The following is a 26,023-nucleotide window of genomic DNA, read 5'->3' on the forward strand; positions in this document are numbered from 1 at the left end:
ACCTATTTGATATTGATTCAAATCATTTAGGATTAAGCATATCAGCCTCAAGGACAAGCAAACATGGAGAACATCTATCTATCTGAAACTGACAATAGCCTTGCTCCTGCGTGTGAACCTACCATCCAAGTAGATGATGATCGCACAGGAATGAGTCCTCAAGCACTTAAACAAGCTTTTTTAGATAATCTTTTCTTCTTACAGGGAACGAATAGGGCTGATGCTTCTTTATATGATTATTATGTTGCTCTACCTACACCATTCGTGATCGCCTGCTCTTGCGATTTCTCAAAACAGTCGATACCTACAAAACCGAACAAGGGAAATTAGTTTGCTATCTATCAGCAGAATTCCTTATGGGTCGCCATCTGGGTAACAATTTAGTTAACTTGGGAATTTATGACGAAGTGCGCCAAGTCATTGAAGCATTAGACTTAGATTTTGATGAAATTTTAGAGCAAGAACCCGATCCAGGTCTAGGTAATGGCGGTTTAGGGCGTTTAGCGGCTTGTTTTCTTGACTCTTTGGCTAGTTTAGAAATTCCTGCGATCGGCTATGGTATTCGCTATGAATTCGGCATTTTCCATCAAATGCTTAAAAACGGTTGGCAAGCAGAAATTCCCGATAACTGGTTACGTTTTGGCAACCCTTGGGAATTACCCCGCCCCGATGAAACAGTAGAAATTAAACTCGGTGGTTTTACCGAACTCTATCATGATGATAAGGGAAATACAAAAGTAAACTGGGTTCCCGAACGAACCGTTTTAGCCATTCCTCATGATACACCTGTTCCTGGTTATAAGACCAATACTGTTAACCCGCTTCGTCTGTGGAAAGCAGAAGCATCTGAAGCGTTTAACTTTGATGCTTTTAACTCAGGACAGTATGATCAAGCGGTCGCCGAAAAAATGGATGCTGAGACCATTTCAAAAGTTCTCTATCCGAATGATAATACCCCCGCAGGACGTGAATTACGATTAGCTCAACAATATTTCTTTGTTTCTGCTTCTCTACAAGATTTAATCCGTCTACACCTGAAAACCCATAAGAGTTTAGATAATTTCTACGAACGATTTTCCATTCAGCTTAATGACACTCATCCCGCAGTTGCGATCGCTGAATTAATGCGTCTACTCGTCGATGAAAATAGCTTAACGTGGGAAAAAGCTTGGACAATTACCCAAAAAACCTTTGCTTATACCAACCATACCCTAATGCCAGAAGCCTTAGAACGTTGGCCTGCTAGTTTATTTGGCAAACTTCTACCCCGACATCTCGAAATCATCTATCTAATTAACCATCATTTCTTAGAAGATGTCCGTATTTGGTTCCCCGATCAAGATGAATTAGTTGCTAAACTTTCGATCATTGAAGAAATTAAAGAAGAAAAGCAAATTCGCATGGCTAATTTAGCCTGTGTCGGTAGCCATTCCATTAACGGTGTTGCCGCACTCCATACCGAACTTTTGAAAAAGGATACCCTCAGAGAATTCGCGCTACTGTGGCCGAAAAAATTCTTCAACAAAACCAACGGTGTGACCCCGCGACGCTGGATCTTACTGAGTAACCCCAAACTCGCTCAATTAATTACGGAAAAAATCGGTGATTATTGGCTCAAAGATCTTGATGAAATGAGAAAACTAGAAGCCTATATCGATGATCCTGAATTTTGTACTCGTTGGCGCAATATTAAACAAGAAAACAAACAGCATCTAGCCGATTATATTCTAAAAAACCGTAATCTTGAAGTTGATGTTAATTCAATTTTTGATGTTCAGGTCAAACGGATACATGAATATAAACGCCAACATCTAGCGGTTTTACACATTATTGCTTTGTATAACCGAATCAAACAAAATCCAGATATCGAGATTACCCCAAAAACCTTTATTTTTGGCGGGAAAGCGGCACCAGGCTACTTTATGGCCAAATTGATTATTAAATTGGTCAATTCAGTTGGGGATATTGTGAACAAAGATCCTGATGTTAGAGGTCGTCTGAAAGTTGTCTTTTTGCCTAATTTTAATGTTTCCCTCGGTCAAAAGATTTATCCTGCTGCCGATTTATCAGAACAAGTCTCTACCGCAGGTAAAGAAGCGTCTGGTACTGGAAATATGAAGTTTGCGATGAATGGAGCGTTGACGATCGGTACACTAGATGGTGCTAATATCGAAATCCGAGAAGAAGCGGGAGCCGAAAACTTTTTCTTATTTGGCTTGACAGCAGAAGAAGTTTATGCGATGAAAGCAGACGGTTATAACCCGATGGATTACTACACTCGTAATCGAGAATTAAAAGGAGTAATTGATCGCATTAAAAGCGGTTATTTCAGTTATGGTGATCCCGAATTATTCAAGCCAATTATTGACTCATTGCTGAGTAGTGATCCTTATATGCTATTAGCTGATTTTCAATCTTACATTGACTGTCAGGAAAAAGTCAGCCAAGCCTATAAAGATCAAGAAAATTGGACAAGAATGTCAATTCTCAATTCAACTCGGATGGGTAAATTCTCTAGCGATCGAACCATTCGGGAATATTGTAATGAGATTTGGAAAGTTAGCCCAGTCAAAATCGAACTAGACAAGTAGTTTCGTATTCATTCAGTCAAAAATTAAAGGGTCATGGTTGCCCTTTTCCCCCTTAATTGGAGTAGAGACGTACCTATCATAGTTCGTCTCTACAAATGCCTAACAAATGGTATACCTGATTTGGATATCGTATACCTAGAGAATTAAAAAACTCAGCCCACTGCAACCGTGATTTTGCACCGATAGAGAGATTCATTGCATCAATACATCCGATTAAACTCATAGGTAGTCTAAGTAAGAATTCTTATACAGAATAATTTTAAAGCTTAAAAATCTATTTTTTAGTTACTAAAATACTGATTTTGTCAACGTTGTAGCTACCAAAGTTCGGTTATCCCTACTTGATTAATTTTTTTTAAAAAAACTAAATTGTATCAAAAGATATACCAAATTACTAAAGTACACTTGAACTCAAAATTTAAAAACAAGGAGAATTAGCATGAGGATCGCTCAAATTGCCCCCCTGTGGGAACGTGTTCCCCCCCCAGCTTATGGCGGAACTGAGTTAGTCGTTGGTCTACTAACTGATGAATTAGTCAGAAAAGGACATGATGTAACCCTATTTGCATCAGGTGATTCCGTCACTCTTGCTAAGCTTGAATCTGTTCACGATAAAGCCTTACGCCTTGATTCACGCATCAAAGAATATGGAATTTATGAAATGCTGAATCTTGGTCGCGTTTATGAACAAGCCGATCAATTTGATATCATTCATTCTCATGTCGGATGTGCCGCCTTACCCTATTGCAATTTAGTCAAAACGCCGACGGTACATACCTTACATGGCATTTTCACCCCCGATAATGAAAAGCTGTTCATCCATGCAAGAAAACAACCTTTTGTCAGTATTTCAGATGCACAGCGTGATCAAAGACTAAATCTAAACTGTGTGGCAACAGTTTATAACGGAATCGATCCTAATCGCTATACCTATCATCCTCAACCAGATAACCCGCCTTATCTGGCTTTTTTAGGCCGAATGTCATCCGAAAAAGGCCCCCATTTAGCCATCGAAATTGCTAAACGGACAGGTTTACCGTTGAAAATGGCAGGTAAAGTCGATCCAGTCGATCAAGAATTCTTCGCAACTCAAGTCAAACCTCATATTGACGGCAAGCAAATTCAATATTTAGGAGAAGCAACACACCAAGATAAAAGTCCTCTCCTAGGTGGTGCCATTGCAACTTTGTTTCCTATTACTTGGCGCGAACCTTTTGGTTTAGTCATGATTGAATCAATGATTGTGGGAACACCTGTTATTGCTATGAATTTAGGTTCTGTTCCTGAAGTAATGTCACACGGGAAGAGTGGTTATATCTGCAATTCGGTCGATGAATGTGTTGCCGCAGTTAAGCGAATATCAGAATTAAATCGTCAAGACTGTCGGGATTATGTTTTAGAAAATTTTAGTGCTAAACGGATGGCTGATGGTTATGAAGCGGTTTATCGCCAGATTTTAGCCGAAAAATATGCAAAAAATGGTCATGCTCGTTCAGCGATACTCGTATAACTTTTTTATTATTTCTTTTCCAGCTTAAGGATGAGGTGCCTTATGATTAACACGAAACGTCAAGCGATCGCTCTACTCTCCGATCATGCCGATCCAGCCGCAGTCGTCGGCACTGAAGAAGCAGGGGGTCAAAATGTCTATGTTCGTCAAGTGGGAGAAAATCTGGCTGCTTTGGGATGGCAAGTAGATATGTTCACCCGCAAAGCAAATCCAGAAGATCCAACTATTGTTCAACATTCTCCATATTGTCGCACAATTCGCCTAAAAGCAGGGCCAGAAACCTTTATTCCCAGAGATCGTCTTTTTGATCATATGCCAGAGTTTGTTAAATCATTTTGTGATTTCCAGACTCAGCAAGCTTATTCTTATCCTTTAATACATACCAACTATTGGCTATCCGCGTGGATCGGCTTACAATTACAACAAAAAACAGGGATTCAACTGATTCATACTTACCATTCATTAGGAGTCGTGAAATATGATTCAGTTACCAAACCAAAAATTGCTCACACTCGTCTGGCGACCGAAAAAGCCATCCTAGAACGTTCAAGCTGTGTGGTTGCTACCAGTCCTCAAGAAAAAGAAATCCTTAAAACACGGGTTTCATCAAAAGGACAAATTGAAGTTATTCCCTGTGGTACAGATACCAGTAACTTTTGTGCGATCCCGAAAGTCAGTGCTAGAGAAAAACTCGGTTGGTTTCCTCAAGAGAAAATCGTTCTTTATGTCGGACGCTTTGACCCCCGTAAAGGGATTGAAACGCTCGTTCAAGCCTGTGCTTCTTTGAAAAATCAAGGTTGTGACAAACTAAAATTAGTGATTGTGGGAGGTAGTCTCACTGATCGCATTGATGGACAAGAAAGACAACGAATCGAACAAATCGTACAAGATCTAGGGTTAGACGAGATTACTGTATTTACAGGTCAGGTGGGACACGATTTGCTACCATTGTATTACAGTGCTGCTGATGTCTGTGTCGTACCTAGCCACTATGAACCTTTTGGCTTAGTAGCAATTGAAGCGATGGCCTGTGGAACACCTGTAATTGCTTCTAATGTTGGAGGATTACGCTTTACTGTCCTTCCAGAAGAAACAGGTTTACTTGTGCCACCTAGAGATGTTGATGCTTTTGCGGGAGCGATTCATCGGGTTATACAAGATGAAGTCTGGGCGAAGAAACTCAGAAAACAAGCATCAGCAAGTGTCAATCAACGATTTACTTGGAACAGTGTCGCCATCAAATTAAGTCATCTTTATCGTTATACTTTGGCTCGAACCATTATGCACGAGCAACCTTGGAACCCCCCACAAACCTCTCCTTTATGGACTCCAGTCGGGGAAGAAGTTAAACGAGTAGCAGTTTAATCAATATCTTGATTTGTTGTTTAGGGTAATGGATTAAAAAGTTAACTTTTGCTCCCTTACCCTTTAACCTTTATTTTGTTTTATCTCAGTGCTTCTATGACAGAAATTATCGAGTTTGAAGGACGAAAATTTGTTCAGTCCGAATTTTATTCCGCCGAAGAATGGTCTTGTGCGATCGATAATGAACACCCGATCCCTACTCTAACTCTGAAAAATGATGACATCTTTTTAATTACCGATACCTTAGGCAATGTAGCCAGTTCTAACTGTTCAACAAATGGAATGGTTAATAGTATGGGTGCCTTTTGTAAAGATACACGCTATCTTAATCGATTAGATTTACAAATTAATAGACAAGCTCCCGTTTTACTCAGTAGTACCGCTAAAAAAGGATTTGCTTTAAGTGTTTTAGCGGCTAATCCCCAGTTAAATGACACTAATTCTGATGAATCAATTCTTCCAGAAACGATTGGGATTGAGAGAGAAATTGTCATCGAAGGTGGTTTATTTGAAGAAATTACGATTACAAATTATAATACATCTACCGTTGAATTTACAATTAGTTTAACTTTTGATGCTGATTTTTTAGATATTTTTGATGTTCGAGGTTATGCCAGAGAAAAAAGAGGGCAGAAGCTTCATTTTTTAGAATATTCTTTAGGAAGTAGCTATCATATCAAACCCGAAATTATTTTAGCTTATCAAGCATTAGATGGAATGATTGCCGAATCCCGAATCCGATTTAGTAATTATTTACCTGACCAAATTCAAGGAAATACAGCTATTTGGAAAATTCAATTAGAAGCAAGAGAACAAAAAATATTATGCTATCATATTCAGTTTTTTAATGATAATAAATCGGCATCAACATTAGATGACTCCATTACCTTAAAACAAGCTAAAGCCTCCGAATTAATGGAGGCTCATAACTGGACAGAACAGGCGACTAAAATTAAAACCGATAATAAAGCGATTAATGAAATTATTCAACAAGCAGAACAAGATATTTATCTACTTAGACAAACAATTGAAGGTCGTCATGTTCTAGCGGCGGGTGTTCCTTGGTTCTCTACTCTATTTGGGCGAGATTCGATCATTGCTTCCTCGCAAACCCTGAGTTTAGATCCCACATTAGCACGCGATACCCTTTATCTTCTAGCACAATATCAGGGAACAACGGATAATGACTGGCGTGATGAAGAACCAGGTAAAATCCTGCATGAAATTCGTTATGGTGAAATGGCCAGATGTCAGGAAATTCCCCACACTCCTTATTATGGAACCATTGATGCAACTCCATTGTGGATCATGCTGTATGCTGAGTATTTCGCATGGACAGCAGACGAACATACTTTAGATGCTTTGTGGGAGAACGCATTAGCAGCGATGGACTGGTGCGATCGTCGCCTGAAAGAAACAGGTTATCTTTGTTATTCTTGCCGTTCCCAAAGAGGTTTAGTTAATCAAGGCTGGAAAGACTCAGGAAATTGTATCGTAGATCGCAAAGGAAAAATAGCTGAAGGGGCGATCGCATTAGCTGAGGTTCAAGGATATGTCTATGCAGCTAAAATTCGTTTAGCTGAAATCGCCTACCGTAAAAAATTATATGATTTAGCAGAACGCTTACAAAAAGAAGCAAGAGAACTGAAAACTCGCTTTAATCATGATTTTTGGTTACTCGAGCAAGGTTATTTAGCTTTAGCCTTAGATGGACAAGGTAAACCCGTTGATAGTGTAACTTCTAACCCTGGTCATTGTTTAAGTACAGGTATTGTTGATATCGAAAAAGCCGCCAGTGTTGCCGAACGTTTGCAAGCCCCTGATATGTTCAGTGGATGGGGAATTCGTACCCTAAGCAGTTATAACCCAAGCTACAATCCAATGGGTTATCATATAGGATCAGTTTGGCCTCATGATAATGGGATGATCGCGTCGGGATTGCGATCGCTTGGTTTTATTGATCAAGCCCTCGAAATTGCTCAAGGCATCTTTGATATGACGGTTGCTCAACCCTATCATCGTCCTCCAGAGTTATTCTGTGGCTATGAACGGATGGACTCTAATTCGCCTATTCAATATCCTGTCGCTTGTTCACCGCAAGCTTGGGCAAGTGGAACAGTATTTCAACTGATTTTAATGATGTTAAATTTAGTTCCCGATGCACCAGGTAACTATTTACGAGTCATCGATCCGACGCTTTTACCTTCGATTCATTGGCTATCGATACAGAATTTGCGAGTCGGTAAAACGCTACTTGATCTAGAGTTTGAGCGTTCTAACGGAACAACCGCTTGTCGTGTGAGCAAAAAACGCGGAAATTTACGGGTTATTATTGAAGCTTAAAATTGAGTTGGTGAAGATTTTTGTAAAGACGCGATCTATTGCGTCTCTACATTTCTTCATTAAAAAAATAGCTTCACAATTTTACAGACTGAACTTTTCTTTGTCTTTTCTCGATCTGTCTTTCATACCAGTTCATAATAGGCGTTGTAGTGATACCGTGTATGATCACAGAAAGCGCGATCACCGTCAAGGTAATCCAAGCGATCTGTTCTCCCAATTCACCCTTTAAACCCTTGCCAAAAGCATAAAACAAATAGTACAAAGAGCCAACCCCTCTAATGCCAAACCATCCGAATAACCAACGTCGGATCACAAAGCGATCCCCGATCGTACTAATCCAACTTCCCAAGGGACGAATCACGAAAAATAATAATCCAGCAATCATCAAAGATTGTGGCAAATAAAATAAAATCGGTTCAAAGCGGAGTAAAGCACCGAGTAGTAATATTGTACCAATTTCTAATAACTTTTCAAAACGTTCAATAAATTCGAGTTGAGCATAAGGTTTTTCAGGATCACGGTAGCTGCCCTGTGTCACTATACCAGCCACAAAAACTGCTAAAAATCCATAACCATTGACTAATTCTGTTAAAGAGTAGGTCAAAAGAATAATACTTAAAGCGATGAAATCTTCCATCAGTTCATCCATTAAATCAATATTCGATTGTTGTAGCCTTTGATCGAGCCAAACAACAACTTTTGCGACTAAATAACCCATCACAATACCCGCAAAGGAAGCCCAAATCAGATCGACTGCAACCCAATTTTTAAACCAATTCTGCCAATTTTCATCTTTGAGCCAATATAATCCAAAATAGACAAAAGGAAAGGCGAGAGCATCGTTTAACCCCCCTTCAGAAGTCAAACCAAATCGTAATTCATCCCCATCTTCAGGATCTTTAATCTGTACTTCTGAAGCGAGTACAGGATCGGTCGGCGCTAGAATCGCCCCTAGCAACAAAGCAGTTCCAAAATCCACTCCAAGTATCCATTGCTCAAACAAAGCCAGCCCAAAAATCGAAATCGGCATTAAAAACCCAATCAATCGTATTGTTGAATTCCAAGCGAGGGTATTTAAAGGCCGATTCATCTTTAAACCGCAGCTAAAGAGAGAAACAATCACCACAAACTCAGTTAATCGCTCTAAAAAGTCTGCATCTGGTCGAATTTTAATTAATTGAATGCCGTAGGGGCCAAGAATAATTCCGATAATTAAGTAGATTAGGGCATAAGACAAAGGTAAACGAGAAATCCAACCCGAACCCAGGGTAACAAACAACAGAAGCGATCCGACGACCAATAAAATCAGAATGTAGTTGTCCACAGAATCTCAAGTTACCCAAAATAACCATTTGTACCCTAATCTACTAGAAGTCAAGAAAGAAGTAAAAACCCCCTTCGATAGATGTTTATTGAGGTGGGCGATTATTTTTGAAGCTTGAGAGCCATTCTTGTAGCTGATTTCCCGCTACTTCTCGTCCTCCCAAACCAAAAGCGAGAGCAATGGCTACAGCGATCGCACCTAATAATAAACCAAAGGCTAAGTTGACAATGCTACTAGCAATTCCCATCTGTTGCAGTGCCATCGCCGATACAAGGGCAATAATGGCAATTCGCGCCGTTTGTCCTAAAATTCGTGCTTGAGGACTTCCTGAGCTAGTAATTAAGCTAAAAGCCAGATTAGCTAAATAAAGACCAACAGCAAATACCACTAAACCAGACAAAATTCGACCAAAAACGATTAATAAACCGCTAACCAGTGCCGTTAATGCTGGAATATTTAGAATATTGGTTGCTGCTACCGTCGCAAATAACATCACACCAACGACGACCACAATTCCGATGATCTCTGATGGGGTGCGTTGTGTAACTTGTACCGTATCAGTTCTGGGGACTGGACTGGGATCATTTTCCAGTGGGATCGGATCGGGATAAGGTGCGCGTCGTGTTGTTACAGTAGTCGTGGGAAAGCCTAACCAGTTGAAGATATTATTAAATCCAATACTGGTTAAAATGCTCGTCACTAACTCACCAATAAAACGACCCACTACATAAGCAATCGCCAGAATTAGAATAGCCGTGAAAATTTGCGGAATAGCACGGAGAATCTGATTGAGCATTTCAATAGCGGGTGCAGAAATTGCCTCAATCTGTAGGGCATCCAGAGCCGCGATCGCCGTCGGAATCAGAATCAGAACATAGACGATCGTACCCAGTAACCAAGAAAGGGATTGACCCCCTGTTGTGCCTCTGAGACCAAATTTAGCACCAATACGATCCACACCTGTCGCTGATAAAAGATTGGTGACAATGCCCCGTACGATACGAGCAATTAACCAACCAATTGCACCAATGACAACCGCTTTTAGAATTCTGGGTAAAGCGGCCAAAATATCATTGAGTAAGTTTTGGACGGGTTGAAGTGGGCCTTGTAAATCCAGAACACCTAGAATTAGAGGTAAGAAAAAGAGAAAAACAAACCAATATAGAGCATTTCCTAGCGTTTCGCTCAAAACTAAGCGATTATCAGTCGGGGTATGATCGGCGAGTCGCTCATCAAGAGAAAACGAGCGGGCTGAACGAATGACTACTGCTTTGGCTAATGTCGCTAAAACCCAAGCCAACCCAACTAATAAAGCTGCTGAACCCAGTCGGGGTAAAAAGGCAAAAATTTGATTTAGGAAACTATTGAGCGGAGCGGCAACGGTCGTCAGTTGGAGAACATTGAGAGAAGCTACCACCGCTAGGATAAACAGTATCCAAAAGACCACCGAACCGAGCAAATCCTCAATTTGCGGCTGTGATCCCGCTCTTCCTCCACTGACGGAACTGGCTAGACGATTATCTATATCAGTCCGCTTGAGTAGGTTTTTAACGATTCCTTTAACGATTGAAGCAATAATCCAACCGAGAACAAAGATGATAATCGCTCCGATCAGATTTAAAAGGGTTCCTCCTAAACTCCCTAACCCCAGTGCTGCCAAAAATTGAGTAATCGGAGATAAAGCGGGGTTGGATTCAGTAGTAGTAGTAGTCGGGGCGGATGTTTGCGCTAAGAAATCTTGTAAAACAAGTGGCTGAAGCCATAAATTGCTAATGAGAGTGTAGTTCATGATCATTAAATAAGTTTTTTAGGGTTGTACGAGATAAGGCGAGTCGATTTTCTCGGCTTGACCAGCTTTGACTAAAGCTTGATAAACTAAAGCGGCGGCCTCGGCTCGTGTAATGATTTGTTGTGGTGCAAGAATTCTCGACTCGGGATGATTGACGACGATACCTGCGGTTGTCGCTGCTGCGACTTCATCCATAGCATAGCGTGGAATTTGTTCAGCATCTTGATAAATGCTGTTAACTTGTTCAAAAGTGGACGTGTTAGTCAGTTTTAGACCGTTGGCTAAAGCCACCAATGACTCTGCTTTAGAAATCGGCTGATCGGGTCGGAAAACTTGACCAGGATATCCTTTCATAAATTCCATCTGCACTGCTTGATCAATAGCAGGTGTTGTGTTATCCCCACTCGGTACATCTTTAAAATCTACCGTTGAGCGAGTTTTTGAGCGATTAAAAGCTCGTTGCAACATATCAGCAAATTCGACACGTGTCACAGGTTCTTCGGGTCGAAAGGTATTATCTGGAAACCCTTGCATAATACCGCGCTCAACCATCGCGGCAATAAATGGACTAGCCCAATAATTCGACGGAACATCAGAAAAGCCCGACGACTTGACGACTTCAGTTGTTTTGGGAGGTGGAAGCGGAACAGGTATCACTGAGGTTGTCGGTGATGGAATGGTTTGAGGTAAAACGGTTGTCGATGGCTGCCCTTTTTGAGTTGGAAGAATTTCTGTCCGTGTCTCAGTGCGCTCTGAATTTCTTTGCAAAATATCTGGCGTAGCAGTCTGTGATGGCGAGGGTACTAAGGATGGTAGTAGAGATGAATCAAACCCTCGCTCTAACTGACTAAACGACCACCACAAAATCGTGCCAATGCTAGTAAATGCCACGAGAATTCCGATAAAATCATCAAATTTAAGAGAGTCTCGTCGATTAGGAGGTGGATTAGGGGGCGGTAAATTCATGATCATCCTTTAAGCACAGTGTTGCCAAAATTCTAACTACAACATATGATGAGGATTCATTTTTTAACAATTTCTCTAAAGATGGATTGTTATAGCATCCGAAAGAAAGATTTACCGAAAAATCGGGTAAAATATCCTCGGCACTAACGGCGACTTTGTCTTAAGCTATTTGATGTAGCTGGTCGTCTACGCAAAATCATGTTCATTCATGAGTACAAGGCTTATGGGCAAGCCCCATCAAGATCAAGCAAGGGACATTTAAAAGTAAGTAGGCAGCGAGAAGAGTTCGCTAAAGAAAAAGCACTCCGCATAATACAGTCAAACGACTTAGTAGCCTATCAAGATTTAAAGGTCAAAAACCTTGTGCGTAACTCCAAACTAGCTAAGAGTATTAATGATGTTGCTTGGTCACAGTTAAGAAAATAAATTGAGTATTTTGGAGTTAAGTATGGTAGGCTAACTATTGCTGTGCCTCCTCAATATACCAGTCAGGATTGTTTTAATTGTGGCCAAATAATTAAAAAATTTCTATCACTTAGGACTCATATTTGTGAGTGTAGATATTGTGAAGATAGAGATAAAAGGGCGGCTTTAAACATACTCAAAAAAGCGGGCGATGCGGGCCTATCGGAAGTTGGTCAGAAGACCGAAACGCTTGGGGAGAAAATGCCTCTACTTTAGTTGAAGGAATTCTGCTAAAGCAAGCAGGCTCGATGAACCAAGATTCCTCGTCCTGAGCAAGGGTGGGAAGTGTCAAATTGGTATGACGCGCTTGATGAAGCTTTTGGCCAAAAAAATTCGCTTTCTTTATAAGCGGATCAGAATTTGACTCGTGGAAAAAAGAGTCAGCCGCAGGCAGTAGAGGGGCTGACTTTAAAAACTCAATAGAGATGATGGCTATTGAGGATGTTGACGATACCAATCGATCGTATTTTTTAAGCCATCTCTAAAACTTATCTGAGCAACAAAACCAAACTTTTCTTTAGCACGAGTCGTATCTAAACAGCGACGGGGTTGACCATTTGGTTGATCGGTTTGCCAAATAATTTCGCCCTCAAACTCCATCAGTTCGCAAATCAGTTCGACTAAATCCTTAATTCTTATTTCGTAGTTTGTCCCCAAGTTAACGGGTTCTGACTCATTATAAGATTGAGTCGCCATTACAATACCTCGCGCTGCATCCGTCGAATAGAGAAACTCACGAGTCGGGCTACCATCTCCCCAAACCAAGAGAGATTTTTCACCTTTTTCTTGAGCTTCATAGACTTTGCGAATTAGCGCAGGGATCACGTGAGAACTACGGGGATCAAAGTTATCTTCAGGCCCATATAAATTAACGGGTAAAAGATAAATTCCATTAAATCCGTACTGCTGGCGATAGGATTGGAGTTGGACTAAGAGAGCTTTTTTAGCAATGCCATAGGGGGCGTTAGTTTCTTCGGGATAGCCTTCCCAAAGATCATCTTCTTTAAAAGGAACGGGCGTAAATTTAGGATAAGCACAAATCGTTCCAACACAGACAAACTTTTCAACACCTGAAAGATGGGCGGCATGGATCAATTGTGTTCCCATCATCAGGTTATCGTAAAAAAGTTCGGCGGGTTTTTCTCGATTCAGTCCGATTCCGCCCACATGAGCCGCTAGATGGATAATGATATCTTGTTGATCAGCGAGTCTTTGGCAGTTTTCCAATGAACGTAGATCACATTCACGAGAACGCGGAATCGTAATTTTATTAAGATCAGCCCCCGCTAATGAGAGTTGGTCAACGACTTGACGACCTAAAAAGCCCGCCCCTCCGGTGACCACAATTTTCTTTTCACTTAAATTAAGCATGATTTGATCAGCCTATAGCCGTTAACCTGTTAGCTTTAACTTTAATCTACAGCGAGGCTCATTCGACTGCGAATATAAGCCGTATCTTTGAGCAGTTGATCACTCATCTTACCGTTAGCGGGTTTAATACCTACTGCGGCTAGATCTGCATCAACCATGAGGTGAACCAGTTCTTCAAAAGTAACGGATGGTTCCCAACCTAATTTTTGTTTAGCTTTCGTCGGATCACCGATCAGTAAATCAACTTCAGCAGGACGAATATAACGTTCATCGAATTCAATGTAGTCTTGCCAATTTAAATTTACATAGCCAAATGAAATATCGAGAAATTCTTTAACTGAATAGGTTTCTCCCGTAGCAACTACATAATCATCGGGTTGGTCTTGTTGTAGCATCAGCCACATGGCGCGTACATAGTCTTTAGCATAACCCCAGTCCCTTTTTGAATCGAGATTACCCATGTAGAGCTTTTTTTGTTGTCCTGCAACAATTCTAGCGATCGCTCTTGTGATCTTACGGGTGACAAATGTTTCACCACGACGGGGGGATTCATGGTTAAACAGGATGCCATTACAAGCAAACAGATCATAGGATTCACGATAGTTAACCGTTTGCCAGTGACCATAAACTTTAGCACAAGCGTAAGGGCTACGGGGGTAGAACGGTGTCGTTTCTTTTTGAGGAACTTCTTGGACTTTCCCAAACATTTCAGAAGAACCTGCTTGATAGAAACGAACTTCAATACCCGTCCGTTGTTGATAATCTCGAATGGCTTCTAGAAGACGTAAGACACCCATCCCTACTGTATCTGCGGTGTATTCTGGAGAATCAAAGCTAACCCGTACATGAGATTGCGCCCCTAGGTTATAGATTTCAACGGGTTTCACTTCCTCTAGAATGCGACGTAGGGTTGTTCCATCGGTTAGATCGCCATAGTGTAAAAATAACTTGGCTTCTGCATTGTGAGGATCTATGTATAAATGATCGATGCGATCAGTATTAAAAGTAGAGGTACGGCGAATAATGCCATGAACTTCGTAACCTTTTTCGATTAATAATTCACTAATATAAGAACCGTCTTGTCCCGTGATACCTGTAATTAACGCTCGTTTGGTTTGGCTCATGATCTAAAAACCTACGTTGAATGACTGTCTATAAATTTATCCCATTACGATGTTAGGTAAAGGAATGTAAATTTTACTTATCGTGAAGCTTATACCATACTTTGCTCCTCGATTACAAGATGTTAGCCTAAAAAATGAATATATTACGAAAAAAGTGACGATCGCATCACTAAATGGAAATTAGAGCAGTTCAAAAAATGATTTCTGCTCTTGGATTTCCGCATTACCGAAAGCCATTTGCTGTCTTTAGTATGCCCCATTATTGCGGGGAAAAACTACCACGAAGATAGTTTTAACAATAATCCAGATATCCAGTAACCAATTACGAGCATTGACATAATACACATCAATTTGAACTCGTAAAGGATAGGGAATATCATTGCGTCCTGAAACCTGCCATAAGCCCGTTAATCCTGGACGAATTGTTAAAATTTTGTCAATTCGATAACCATATTTATGTAATTCTTCTGGAACTAAAGGTCTTGGCCCAACAACACTCATATCACCAATTAAGACATTCCAGAACTGAGGAAATTCATCTAAACTGGTTAAGCGAAGAAAATGACCAATCCAAGTAATTCGAGGATCATCTTTAAGCTTAAAAGTTCTTTCAAATTCATCGCGCAGTTGAGGAGAACTCTCCATCAAATTTTCTAGAACTTCATCGGCATTTTGTACCATCGTTCGGAATTTTATACACCCAAAACGCTTAAAGTTTTTGCCGACTCTTTCCTGTACATAGAAAATTGGGCCGGGAGAACTTACCGCGATGAGTAATGCCAAAATTAAATAAAGCGGCGATAAGAAAACCAATACCGATAGGGAAAAGAAAATATCAAAACCACGTTTGGCCAAATTGCCATCAAAAGCATTTGACCAAGCACTTTGGCGACTTCTAGATACTCCCCAAGGTTGTTTTCCCTTTCTCATCAAAGCACGTAAGGCTCTGACAGAGATTAACGGGCTGTTAGCAGTCATTGTACTCCTTCACATCACTTCACACCACACTGTCCCCATCATAGAACCAGAAGACCAAAAATATGGAAAATCTAGTCACAAAACCGAAATTTTGTTCAGGGAACTTTTGGTTGACCCAATGAATGCAGGTTATCCGCCGACTCCGCCGTTATACGGAGGAGTACTGGATAACTCAGATAACTGACAGTCTTCCAAAAACGCCAAATATGACGATATAAAAATTTTAGGCGTAAATCTCGTTGCCTGCAATCGACAACTGTCCAGTTTAATTTGATGTCCTATCTCGCAGAAAGTTTCAACGGCTTTTACTAAATGTTCTACCGTTTGTTTTTTAAATAGTATCCCTGTTCCATCTTGAGGAAATTTTCGGATATCTTTAACTGTTTCTAACGCGCCGCCTTGACCTAATGCAATAACTGGAGTACCACAGGCTTGTGCTTCAACGGGTGCAATCCCAAAATCTTCAACTGCTGCATACACAAAGGCTTTGGCTTGCGACATATACTGTTCGACGACTGAGTTGGGTTGTCCTCCTAAGATAGTGATATTGGGTTTCGCTATTTGACGAACTAATTCTAATTGTGGCCCTTCACCGATTAAAATTAAGGGTAGACCAAGCTGATTAAATGCTTCTACAATTAACGGAATTTTTTTATAACTCACTAAACGGGAGACGGTTAAATAAAAGTCTTCTTTTTGGGGTTGAAAGGTAAATCGGTCTAGGGCAACGGGTGGATAAATTACTTTTGCTTCACGTCGGTAACATCGCCATATCCGACGCGCTGTATGTTGAGAGTTGGCAATAAAATAATCAACTTGATTGGCCGAAATGACATCCCACTGACGTAAGCGATGCAGTACATAGCGGGTCAAAATTCCAGGGATTCCTTTTCCGGCTTTACTATTTTGGAGATAATCGAAGGTTAGATCCCAAGCATAGCGCATCGGTGTATGACAATAGCAGATATGAAGTTGATCGGGTCGAGTAATGACACCTTTAGCAACGGCATGGGAAGAAGACAGGATTACATCATAATCTCTCAAGTCTAACTGTTCGATCGCGAATGGTAATAAAGGTAAATACTTTTGTATGCCATTACGGGCGAAGGGAAAATGCTGTAAAAAGGTCGTGCCAATTTGACGACCATAAAGATAACTTTGAGGATTGGTTGATTCAAAATCAATTAAAGCATACAAATCAGCCTCAATATGCTGCAAAATGTCTTTAACGACTAACTCTGATCCTCCTGTGGCTTTTGGGGTTAACCATTCATGTACCAAAGCATATTTCATAACATAGCACGCAACAAGAGGCTATCATCTTAAATTGCATCATTGTAACTTGGAACTTGACCCCCATCATTATCTCGTTTTGAGCCTAATAGTTCTAGCTTATCGACTTTAATAATCGGACGCGAGCGATTTCCCCCAGATTGCTTATCTGTCCACGTTTCTATTTTTAATGAGCCTTTAACGCCAATTAAACCCCCTTTGCGGACATAATTCGCAGCGACTTCGGCGGTTTTTCCCCACAGTTCTAGATTAAACCAATCGGGTTCATCACTTTGGCTGGTTTGTTTTTTGACGGCGAGAGTGAGAGTACATCTAACACTACCCGAATCAAAGTATTTCACATCAGGATCAGTTCCGACACGACCGACTAAATGAACGACGTTAAGACTCATAAACGTTTCAAAAAAAATATAGTACCTATGTATGACTATTTTAAACGACTCTTAGGGAATTGCAAAAGAAATCTTGTATTTAGATGATTATATAATTTGTTTTTTCAGCTAAAGTATTAAAATTACTATCACTTTTTTTGAGCATTCTAAGTTTATTGATTAAATGTTTAAAAATTTTAGTTTTGTATAACATTAATTGTCAAAAAAACATTAAGTTATACATGAAAATATACAATCTTAGGGTTTAAAAACTAAGAATTTTAATAGAAAATAAAATTGTATAAAAAAATACAATTTTTAGACATTTCTCGCTATAATATCTCACACAGTCTGTCAATTCTGACTCAATCTTCACCTCACAAACCAATTGTGTTAGTGATTTTAAAGCGAGGTTAATCAATAAAAAAAAATGTCAAATCGATTCGGACGACGCAAATTTATAGTTTACGGTTCTGCTACTTTAGGAACGAGTTTATTATTAAAAGCTTGTAATGGGAATCAAACCCCTACAGCAACAACTTCGCCAACAACCCCCGCAAGTCCTGCGGCTAGTGGCGATACGATTAAAGTCGGGATTTTACACTCACTAAGCGGTACAATGGCGATTAGTGAAACCACCGTTGTTGATGCAGAGTTATTAGCGATCGAAGAAATTAATAAAGCGGGTGGGGTTTTAGGCAAACAAATCGAACCTATCAAAGAAGATGGGGCTTCAGATTGGCCAACTTTTGCCGAAAAAGCGACCAAATTAATCGATCAAGATAAGGTCGCTGCTGTGTTTGGTTGCTGGACATCCGCGAGTCGGAAAGCGGTTTTACCCGTTTTCGAGTCTAAAAACCATATGTTATGGTATCCCGTCCAGTATGAAGGGCAAGAATGTTCTAAGAATATCTTCTATACAGGTGCTGCCCCTAATCAACAAATCGAACCCGCAGTTGATTGGTTACTGCAAAACAAAGGAAAAGAATTTTTCTTAGTCGGTTCTGACTATGTTTTCCCCAGAACCGCTAATACAATTATTAAAGAGCAATTAGCAGCTAAAGGGGGTAAAACCGTTGGTGAAGACTATTTACCTCTGGGAAATACCGAAGTAACCCCAATTATTACCAAAATTAAACAAGCTTTGCCTAATGGCGGAGTCATTTTTAATAGCTTGAATGGAGATAGTAACGTTGCATTCTTCAAACAAATTCAAGCAGCAGGTCTAACACCTGATAAATATCCCACCATGTCTGTGAGTATCGCCGAAGAAGAAGTTAAACAAATTGGGCCAGAATACCTCAAAGGACATTACGCTTCTTGGAACTATTTCCAAACCGTCGAGACTCCAGCAAATACAAAATTTGTTGAAGCCTTTAGAGCAAAATACGGTCAAGACCGTGTAACCAATGACCCGATGGAAGCCGCTTACATTATGGTCTATCTCTGGAAACAAGCCGTAGAAAAAGCAGGAACAGCAGATGATTTAGAAAAAGTTCGTTTAGCTGCGGTGGGCCAGGCTATGGAGGCCCCAAATGGTTCGGTTAAAATGTTCCCTAACCATCATATTTCCAAAACCGTTCGGATTGGTCAGGTTAGAGATGATGGATTATTTGACATCGTTTGGGCAACTACAGGCCCTGTTGAACCGCAACCTTGGAACCAATTTGTACCCGATACTAAAGGTTTTGCTTGTGATTGGACAGATCCTGCTAAAGGCGGTAAATTCAAAGCTTAAAACCTTAATTATTTAATTGAGACGGGCTTGGTCTTCAAGCCCAAAAAATTATTTGTGACCAAAATTACACAATTTTTCGGATCTTTGCAGTAATCTTTAACATATTTTTCATCGCTTCGCAAGATGTTACCTCTACTAGAAGGCTTATTTAATGGAATCAGTATCGGTTCTGTGTTGCTAATTTCAGCATTAGGACTCGCTATTGTCTTTGGGTTAATGGGCGTAATTAATCTCGCTCATGGGGAATTAATGATGTTAGGGGCTTATACAACCTATGTAGTTCAGAATGTCTTTAAACCTTTGGGTAGCCCTTGGTTTGAACTTTATATCTTGTTTGCTGTACCGATGGCTTTTCTAATCGCGGGTTTAGTCGGATTACTGTTAGAGAGGGGAGTCATTCGCTTTCTCTATGGTCGACCTCTAGAAACCTTACTCGCAACTTGGGGCGTTAGTCTGATTTTGCAGCAGTTTGTCCGCAGCGTAAATACATTATTAGCCATTAGTCTAATTGTTTTTAGTTTACTCTTTTTCGGTGGGTTGTGGGTATTACGTCGTGGTGCTGAATGGGACAGAATTAAAAATTGGGCAATTGCCGCGCTTTTATTACTTTCCGTCGCTATTTCGACAGTACTCGGCAAGCTTTTAAGTAGTAATACAGCATTAGCAAAACCTTGGTTTAGTGCGAGAAACGTTGATGTAACCGCCCCTGCTTGGTTACGTGGTGGTTTTCCCATTGGCAGTTTCCAAGTTCCCTACACTCGTTTATTTATTATCTTTCTGACCGTTCTTTGTTTACTGGCGACTTATTGGTTTTTAAACCGTTCTCACTGGGGTTTACGCATTCGTTCAGTAACGCAAAACCGTCAAATGAGTGCTTGTCTGGGTATTCCTACGGCAACCGTTGATGCGTTAACCTTTGCCCTCGGTTCTGGACTAGCGGGAATTGCGGGTTGTGCCATTAGTCTACTTGGTTCAGTTGGGCCGAACACTGGACAAAACTATATCATCGATACGTTCATGGTTGTCGTCGTCGGAGGAGTCGGTAATTTACTGGGAACCATTATCGCAGCCTTAGCCATTGGCACGATTAACTATTTAATTGGTTCAGGTACATTTGCACTAATTTCGAGTTCAGCCCCATCTTTACAACCGATAACCGATTTATTTAACTTCTTTGCAACAACGAGTATGGCTAAAGTATTGGTTTTCGCCTTGATTATTGCCTTTTTACAAGTTAAACCAGCAGGTATTTTTGCACCGAAAGGACGGACGGCGGAGATATGAAAACCACTACTCAAAATATAGCAGTTGAACCTGTTACCCGACATGAGGCAGAAATACGCTCAAAGCGTAAGTTAATGATCGAAGCATTCAGTATACTGGGTGTTGCGTTGATCTTTGGCTTATTATTACCTTTAATCTTGCCTGCTTTTCGCCTAAGATTATTGGGCCGTTTTCTGTCCCTAGCCATTGTCGCGTTAGGGATTGATTTAATTTGGGGATATACTGGATTACTCAGTTTAGGACACGGCATATTTTTCGCTTTGGGTGGCTATGGGTTAGCAATGTATCTAAACCTGCAACTACCCCAAGGACAATTACCTGAGTTCTTCTCTTTGTATGGCGTAAATGAATTACCTTGGATCTGGAAACCGTTTTATTCCCTTCCCGTAACGATTTTAGCCATTATTATTGTGCCTGCCCTTGTCGCGGCATTACTCGGATATCTCATTTTCAGAAATCGAATTCGCGGCGTTTATTTTTCGATTTTGACACAAGCGGCTCTACTTGTCTTTTTTAACTTCTTTAACGGACAACAAAAACTGATTAATGGAACGAACGGTCTAAAAACCGATACACAACCTATTTTTGGAGTGTTAGCAAGTTCGCCCTCAGCACAAAGAGGTTTTTATATTACAACGGTTGTTTTGCTGGTTTTAGTTTATTTATTGTGTCGTTGGTTAACCAGTGGTCGTTTAGGGCGTTTATTAGTCGCCATTCGAGATGATGAAGTACGAGTCAGATTTACTGGCTATAACCCAACATGGTTTAAGGTTTTGGTTTTTGCGATTTCTGGTGCGATCGCAGGAATAGCGGGTGCTTTGTATACAGTACAAACGGGAATTATTACACCAAATGCGATGGATGTTGCGTTTTCGATTGAAATGGTGATTTGGGTAGCAGTCGGAGGTCGTGCCACTCTTGTCGGTGCAATTATTGGTACATTAATAGTACGAATTGCTCAAACCACTTTAAGTGAACAATTCCCCGAAATTTGGCTATTTTTCCAAGGGGCATTATTTTTATCGGTCGTTACTATTTTGCCGAATGGAATTTTAGGAGGAATTAGAGACTTACAAACATACTTAAAAGGTCGTCGTAAATTAGTCACCTATCCTAGTTTAGAAGAAGATCCAGACGTTCAAAAAGAAAGAGAAGAGTTAGAGACATGACGGGAAAAATTTTAGAGATTGAAGATGTAACCGTAAGTTTTGGTGGTTTTAAAGCGATTAATCATCTCAACTTTAATTTAGATTTTGGTGAATTGCGCGTGATTATTGGCCCCAATGGTGCAGGGAAAACCACCTTTTTAGACACGATTACAGGGAAGGTACAACCCACTACAGGACGAGTACTGTTTAAGGGTCGTAATTTACGAGAGATTCCCGAATATGCGATCGCTAGAATGGGCATCGGTCGCAAATTCCAAACCCCCAGAGTTTATCTCAATTTAACCGTCAAAGAAAATTTAGATTTAGCTTGCAATCAGAACAAAAATGTGCTTTCTACTCTGTTTCGTCGTCCTGAATCATCAGAGTATCGGAAAGTTGGTAGTTTACTAGAAACCATTGGCTTAGTGACAAGGGCTGATTTACCTGCTGCGTTACTATCTCACGGGGAAAAACAACGTTTAGAAATTGGAATGCTCGTCGCACAATCCCCCGATTTATTATTAGTCGATGAACCTGTCGCGGGTTTAACGGATGAAGAAACGGAAAATGTTGGAAATTTATTACTCGCTTTAGCCGAAAGTCACGCCATTATTGTTATTGAGCATGATATGGAATTTGTGCGCCAAATAGCGAGAAAAGTAACCGTTTTACATCAAGGTTCAGTGTTATGTGAAGGAACAATGGATCAAATTCAAAATGATCCAAAAGTCATTGAAGTATATTTAGGACAACAACCTTCAATTACATCTCATCAGCTAAAAATCCTAAGAGTGATTGGGGCAATGGCTTTAGCCGATGGTCATTTAGAACCCGCCGAAATGGATTTAATCTTATCTCGTCTGAGCCAAGTTTTTGCTCATGATGTCGAAGAACAAAACAAACTCAAAGAAGAATTAAAAGTCTATTTTTATCAAGATGTTTCAGTTGAGCATTTTATTGATGAATTAACGGAAAAAGAAAAAGAGCTAGTTTTAAGATTAAGCTATGAAGTCATTTCCATTAGTTCCCGTCATGCCAATGAGCCGAATATTAATTCAGATGAACGGGTAGCCTATCGAGAAATGGTTGCTTTACTTGATCTGCCCTTTGGAAAAGTCCAAGAAATTGAAGTAGAAGTTAGAGAAAAATTAAATAGAGTAAACTTATGATGCTACAACTGGCTGATATTAATGTGTATTACGGCGAGAGTCACATTTTACGAAATGTTGATCTAAGTATTGAAGAAGGTCAGATGGTTTGTTTAATTGGACGTAATGGAGTTGGTAAAACTACCTTATTAAAAACAATTATTGGTCTTCTTAAATCGCGAACAGGGAAAGTTGATTATGATGGACACGTCATTAGCCAAAAAACACCCGACCAAAGAGCGAGAATGGGTATCGGCTATGTACCACAAGGACGTGAAGTTATTCCCAGATTATCCGTCAAAGAAAATCTTTTATTAGGGTTAGAAGCAGTCACTGATAAACGTAAAAAATTAGAAATACCTGAAGAAATTTTTAATTTATTTCCAGTCCTAAAAACAATGCTATCTAGAATGGGAGGCGACTTAAGCGGCGGACAACAACAACAATTAGCCATTGCCCGCGCACTAATGGGAAGACCGAAACTTTTGTTATTAGATGAACCGACTGAAGGCATTCAACCCTCGATTATTTTAGAAATTGAAGCCGCCGTTAGACATATTGTCGAAACCACAGGAATTTCTGTTTTATTAGTCGAACAACATCTACATTTTGTGCGTCAGGCTGATAAATATTATGCTATGCAAAAAGGCGGAATTGTTGCATCAGGCCCGACTCACGAACTGAGTCAAGAAGTGATCCAAAAATTCCTAGCTGTTTAATAGAACTACTACAAAATAAGTGGAAAAGGTGGCTCAATTCCGTAGCCTTGAGCATAATCTATCCCAATATCTTTTAATTCTTCTAGAATAGTAGTATTTTCGACCCATTCAGCGACAGTTTTGATCTTGAGTGCTTGGGCAATTTGCTGAAAACATTGAATCATTGTCCGATCTAAAGAACTTTCAGTCAATTTTTTAACAAAACTGCCATCAATTTTTAAGTAATCAACAGGAAGATTTTTGAGATACATAAAAGAACACATCCCACTCCCAAAATCATCAAGGGCAAAATGACAACCTAGCTTTTGTAGCTCATTGATTAATTGATTTGCTCGCGGAAAATTAGAAATTGCTACAGTTTCGGTAATTTCAAAACAAATAGATGATGAGGGAATTTGATAACGAGTGAATTGGTCAACCAAATACCGATGAAATTGGTCATTACTGACACTCATGCCCGACAAATTAATTGAATAAACGCTTTTAGAATTGACGTGTGGTTGAGATATAGAGTGATAATGACTAAAAAAAGTGTTAATCACCCAACGATCAATCTTTGGCATTAACCCATAACGTTCGGCGGCGGGTATAAATACGGCGGGCGAGATCAGTTGATCATTTTCATCTAATAATCGTAGCAAAATTTCAAAAAAGTCAAGTTTTGATTGAGGAACAATTGACACAATGCGCTGACAGTAAAGACGAAAACGATTATTTTCCAAAGCTTGAGAAATCGTTGCTATTAAATGCCTTTCCCCACGTTGCTGAATAAGATCATCATCATTCTGGCTATAAACACGAACACAATTACGCCCTTCCGCCTTAGCCGCATAACAAGCAGCATCAGCCTCGCTTAATACTTTCATCAAATTTTGACTGGTTTGATCAATCGCAACAACCCCAATACTGACACCAAGGACAAAAGGTTTACCTTGCCAAATAAACCGAAAGTCTTGAATTAAATCTTTAAGTGTTTCTGCGATCTCGATAGCCTTTTTAAGGGTACATTGATGGAGTAATAGACCAAATTCATCTCCACCTAAACGGGCTAAAAGATCAGTGACGCGAACTCGCTGTTGTAGGAGAGAGGTGACTTGACGCAATAACTCATCACCCGCCGCATGACCGCAAGTATCATTAATAATTTTAAACTGATCTAAATCCATGTAACATAAAGCGTGTTGCTGCTCTTCACTGTTAGCAGAAGCAATCACCTGTGTTACTTGTTGTTCAAACTCTCGACGGTTGATTAATCCAGTTAAAGCATCATGACTTGCTTGCCAAGACAATTGACGAGAAAGCCGACGCGATTCACTAACATCGTGAAATACCATCACAGCCCCAATAATTTCACCTTCACGATTATGAATCGGGGCTGCCGAATCTTCGATCGCGTATTCTGTTCCATCACGAGCAATTAAAGCCGTATGGTTAGATAAGCCGACAATACAATTCTCTTGTATAGCTTGTGTTATCGGATTGATGACTGATTTTCGGGTTATTTCGTTAATAATTTGAAAAACTTGAGATAGAGGAAGATCTTTCACTTCATGAGCCAGCCAGCCCGTTAATTGCTCTGCTATTGGATTAAAGTTTTTCACGTTACCTAAAGCATCGGTCGTAATGACGGCATCACCAATCGATTGAAGTGTGACTTGAGCTAATTCTTTTTCGGCAAACAGGTCTTTTTCAATCCGTTTACGTTCTTCGATTTGTTGCTGAAGGAGATAATTCTGTTCTTTTAGAGTTTTTTGCAATCGTCCAATGGTTAGATGAGTTTCGACACGGGCTAACACTTCTTCAATGTGAAACGGTTTAGCAATATAGTCGGCTCCTCCAAGAGCAAAACCTTGAACCTTATCAAAAGAATAATTAAGCGCACTCAAAAAAATGACTGGAATATCGGCGGTTTGTGGATCTGCTTTGATACGCCGACAAATTTCATAACCATCATAGTCGGGTAATTTGATATCGAGCAAAATTAGCTCTGGTGTGACCGCTTTGATTCCTCTTAAGGCCATTGCCCCAGTCGTAGCACTCCGAACCTTGTACCCCTGCTCGATCAAGGTATCTCTAAGAAGTCGCAGATTATCTAAAAGATCGTCAACAATCAAAATACTACCTTTATGTTTAGCGGATGGCAAGAAATTCATTACTAATTCAGTTAACTTTTAATTTCAAAATATAGCTTAAGTAACTTGACAAATATTAAATTTAATACATTAATCATAAGTTCCTGAGTCCAAGAATTCTGATCATACTAAGGCAAGCCAAATGGATTCGGAAACCGTAATAATTGAGCCATCTGCACGATAAATTTGAGACTCTAAATTTGTAATTTTTTCTTGAGTTTTTAAAAGCTTTAAAATTTCATCCCAACGATTTGATTGAATATATAGATTATTTTCTGGACTGACTAAATGAGTGATCATTTGTTCAGGTGAATCATAGCCATACAGTTTAGCTAAATAATCATTAACACTTTGATATATTCCT

At 40.0% G+C, this 26,023-nt stretch carries 16 protein-coding genes and 4 pseudogenes; 10 read left to right on the plus strand and 10 right to left on the minus strand.

Features of this window, described 5'->3' with window-relative positions:
- Positions 1 to 63: 63 nt before the first annotated feature.
- The 4 genes and pseudogenes from CFPU101_RS15255 to CFPU101_RS15270 all read left to right on the plus strand — a co-directional run bounded on the left by CFPU101_RS15255 (position 64) and on the right by CFPU101_RS15270 (position 7,809).
- Positions 64 to 2,591, plus strand: a pseudogene (locus CFPU101_RS15255) (glycogen/starch/alpha-glucan phosphorylase).
- A gap of 439 nt (positions 2,592 to 3,030) precedes the next feature.
- A complete protein-coding gene (locus CFPU101_RS15260) occupies positions 3,031 to 4,101 on the plus strand; it encodes a glycosyltransferase family 4 protein (protein ID WP_206816195.1) in 1,071 nt (356 codons plus the stop codon).
- 42 nt (positions 4,102 to 4,143) lie between these two features.
- Positions 4,144 to 5,466 carry a glycosyltransferase gene (locus tag CFPU101_RS15265; protein ID WP_206816196.1) on the plus strand — a complete coding sequence of 441 codons (1,323 nt, stop codon included), beginning with the start codon at positions 4,144 to 4,146 and terminating at the stop codon, positions 5,464 to 5,466.
- A gap of 96 nt (positions 5,467 to 5,562) precedes the next feature.
- Positions 5,563 to 7,809, plus strand: coding sequence for an amylo-alpha-1,6-glucosidase (locus CFPU101_RS15270; protein WP_206816197.1), 2,247 nt, complete (start codon positions 5,563 to 5,565; stop codon positions 7,807 to 7,809).
- Positions 7,810 to 7,882: 73 nt separating this feature from the next.
- Here the strand turns inward: CFPU101_RS15270 and CFPU101_RS15275 are convergent, their stop codons facing one another.
- From CFPU101_RS15275 to CFPU101_RS15285, 3 genes are all read right to left on the minus strand, one after another.
- Positions 7,883 to 9,133, minus strand: a complete 1,251-nt coding sequence (locus tag CFPU101_RS15275) for a sodium:proton antiporter (RefSeq protein WP_206816198.1) — start codon at positions 9,131 to 9,133, stop codon at positions 7,883 to 7,885.
- Positions 9,134 to 9,218: 85 nt separating this feature from the next.
- Positions 9,219 to 10,922, minus strand: coding sequence for a mechanosensitive ion channel (locus CFPU101_RS15280; protein WP_206816199.1), 1,704 nt, complete (start codon positions 10,920 to 10,922; stop codon positions 9,219 to 9,221).
- Positions 10,923 to 10,940: 18 nt separating this feature from the next.
- On the minus strand, positions 10,941 to 11,888 hold the full coding sequence (locus tag CFPU101_RS15285) for an S-layer homology domain-containing protein (protein WP_206816200.1): 948 nt from the start codon (positions 11,886 to 11,888) through the stop codon (positions 10,941 to 10,943).
- Positions 11,889 to 12,134: 246 nt separating this feature from the next.
- Here CFPU101_RS15285 and CFPU101_RS15290 point away from each other — a divergent pair.
- A pseudogene (locus CFPU101_RS15290) lies at positions 12,135 to 12,625 on the plus strand (RNA-guided endonuclease InsQ/TnpB family protein); the annotation flags it as partial.
- A 160-nt stretch (positions 12,626 to 12,785) separates the two neighbouring features.
- Here CFPU101_RS15290 and CFPU101_RS15295 read toward each other — a convergent pair.
- The 5 genes from CFPU101_RS15295 to CFPU101_RS15315 form a co-directional block, all read right to left on the minus strand.
- On the minus strand, positions 12,786 to 13,724 hold the full coding sequence (locus CFPU101_RS15295; RefSeq protein WP_206816201.1) for a GDP-L-fucose synthase: 939 nt from the start codon (positions 13,722 to 13,724) through the stop codon (positions 12,786 to 12,788).
- A gap of 41 nt (positions 13,725 to 13,765) precedes the next feature.
- Entirely contained in the window at positions 13,766 to 14,848 is a 1,083-nt protein-coding gene (gmd, locus tag CFPU101_RS15300; RefSeq protein ID WP_206816202.1) for a GDP-mannose 4,6-dehydratase, read from the minus strand.
- Positions 14,849 to 15,094: 246 nt separating this feature from the next.
- Complete coding sequence (locus CFPU101_RS15305) at positions 15,095 to 15,826, minus strand: sugar transferase (RefSeq protein WP_206816203.1); 732 nt, start codon at positions 15,824 to 15,826, stop codon at positions 15,095 to 15,097.
- A 129-nt stretch (positions 15,827 to 15,955) separates the two neighbouring features.
- Positions 15,956 to 17,119 (minus strand): glycosyltransferase, encoded by a 1,164-nt coding sequence (locus CFPU101_RS15310; protein ID WP_206816204.1) that lies wholly within the window; start codon positions 17,117 to 17,119, stop codon positions 15,956 to 15,958.
- Positions 17,120 to 17,148: 29 nt separating this feature from the next.
- The gene (locus tag CFPU101_RS15315) at positions 17,149 to 17,511 is read right to left on the minus strand and encodes a single-stranded DNA-binding protein (protein ID WP_206816205.1); all 363 of its coding nucleotides are present in this window, start codon (positions 17,509 to 17,511) and stop codon (positions 17,149 to 17,151) included.
- Between the two features lie 409 nt (positions 17,512 to 17,920).
- On the opposite strand from CFPU101_RS15315, the gene urtA reads away from it, so the two are divergent.
- From urtA to urtE, 5 genes and pseudogenes are all read left to right on the plus strand, one after another.
- Positions 17,921 to 19,228, plus strand: a complete 1,308-nt coding sequence (gene urtA / locus CFPU101_RS15320) for an urea ABC transporter substrate-binding protein (RefSeq protein ID WP_206816206.1) — start codon at positions 17,921 to 17,923, stop codon at positions 19,226 to 19,228.
- Positions 19,229 to 19,351: 123 nt separating this feature from the next.
- Positions 19,352 to 20,512 carry an urea ABC transporter permease subunit UrtB gene (locus tag CFPU101_RS15325; protein ID WP_206816207.1) on the plus strand — a complete coding sequence of 387 codons (1,161 nt, stop codon included), beginning with the start codon at positions 19,352 to 19,354 and terminating at the stop codon, positions 20,510 to 20,512.
- Positions 20,509 to 21,681, plus strand: coding sequence for an urea ABC transporter permease subunit UrtC (gene urtC, locus CFPU101_RS15330; protein ID WP_374191961.1), 1,173 nt, complete (start codon positions 20,509 to 20,511; stop codon positions 21,679 to 21,681). The genes CFPU101_RS15325 and urtC overlap by 4 nt, the downstream gene beginning before the upstream one ends.
- Positions 21,678 to 22,409, plus strand: a pseudogene (gene urtD, locus CFPU101_RS26180) (urea ABC transporter ATP-binding protein UrtD); the annotation flags it as partial. The gene urtC and the pseudogene urtD, both read left to right, overlap by 4 nt.
- A 419-nt stretch (positions 22,410 to 22,828) precedes the next feature.
- A complete protein-coding gene (urtE, locus tag CFPU101_RS15340) occupies positions 22,829 to 23,527 on the plus strand; it encodes an urea ABC transporter ATP-binding subunit UrtE (RefSeq protein ID WP_206816214.1) in 699 nt (232 codons plus the stop codon).
- 8 nt (positions 23,528 to 23,535) lie between these two features.
- On the opposite strand, the gene CFPU101_RS15345 is transcribed toward urtE, so the two are convergent.
- Positions 23,536 to 25,680 carry an EAL domain-containing protein gene (locus CFPU101_RS15345; RefSeq protein ID WP_206816209.1) on the minus strand — a complete coding sequence of 715 codons (2,145 nt, stop codon included), beginning with the start codon at positions 25,678 to 25,680 and terminating at the stop codon, positions 23,536 to 23,538.
- Positions 25,681 to 25,782: 102 nt separating this feature from the next.
- Positions 25,783 to 26,023 (minus strand): annotated as a pseudogene (locus CFPU101_RS15350) (hypothetical protein); the annotation flags it as partial.

Origin of the sequence: Chroococcus sp. FPU101, from assembly GCF_017312365.1 — a bacterium.
GTDB lineage: Bacteria > Cyanobacteriota > Cyanobacteriia > Cyanobacteriales > Microcystaceae > Chroococcus.

What these genes read in the sequence shown, in the direction of transcription:
- CFPU101_RS15260 (WP_206816195.1), top strand. Translation starts at nt 3,031, where the DNA reads ATGAGGATCGCTCAAATTGCCCCCCTGTGGGAACGTGTTCCCCCCCCA.
- CFPU101_RS15265 (WP_206816196.1), top strand. Translation starts at nt 4,144, where the DNA reads ATGATTAACACGAAACGTCAAGCGATCGCTCTACTCTCCGATCATGCC.
- CFPU101_RS15270 (WP_206816197.1), top strand. Translation starts at nt 5,563, where the DNA reads ATGACAGAAATTATCGAGTTTGAAGGACGAAAATTTGTTCAGTCCGAA.
- CFPU101_RS15280 (WP_206816199.1), bottom strand. Translation starts at nt 10,922, where the DNA reads ATGAACTACACTCTCATTAGCAATTTATGGCTTCAGCCACTTGTTTTA.
- CFPU101_RS15285 (WP_206816200.1), bottom strand. Translation starts at nt 11,888, where the DNA reads ATGAATTTACCGCCCCCTAATCCACCTCCTAATCGACGAGACTCTCTT.
- CFPU101_RS15295 (WP_206816201.1), bottom strand. Translation starts at nt 13,724, where the DNA reads ATGCTTAATTTAAGTGAAAAGAAAATTGTGGTCACCGGAGGGGCGGGC.
- gmd (WP_206816202.1), bottom strand. Translation starts at nt 14,848, where the DNA reads ATGAGCCAAACCAAACGAGCGTTAATTACAGGTATCACGGGACAAGAC.
- CFPU101_RS15305 (WP_206816203.1), bottom strand. Translation starts at nt 15,826, where the DNA reads ATGACTGCTAACAGCCCGTTAATCTCTGTCAGAGCCTTACGTGCTTTG.
- CFPU101_RS15310 (WP_206816204.1), bottom strand. Translation starts at nt 17,119, where the DNA reads ATGAAATATGCTTTGGTACATGAATGGTTAACCCCAAAAGCCACAGGA.
- CFPU101_RS15315 (WP_206816205.1), bottom strand. Translation starts at nt 17,511, where the DNA reads ATGAGTCTTAACGTCGTTCATTTAGTCGGTCGTGTCGGAACTGATCCT.
- urtA (WP_206816206.1), top strand. Translation starts at nt 17,921, where the DNA reads ATGTCAAATCGATTCGGACGACGCAAATTTATAGTTTACGGTTCTGCT.
- CFPU101_RS15325 (WP_206816207.1), top strand. Translation starts at nt 19,352, where the DNA reads ATGTTACCTCTACTAGAAGGCTTATTTAATGGAATCAGTATCGGTTCT.
- urtC (WP_374191961.1), top strand. Translation starts at nt 20,509, where the DNA reads ATGAAAACCACTACTCAAAATATAGCAGTTGAACCTGTTACCCGACAT.
- urtE (WP_206816214.1), top strand. Translation starts at nt 22,829, where the DNA reads ATGCTACAACTGGCTGATATTAATGTGTATTACGGCGAGAGTCACATT.
- CFPU101_RS15345 (WP_206816209.1), bottom strand. Translation starts at nt 25,680, where the DNA reads ATGAATTTCTTGCCATCCGCTAAACATAAAGGTAGTATTTTGATTGTT.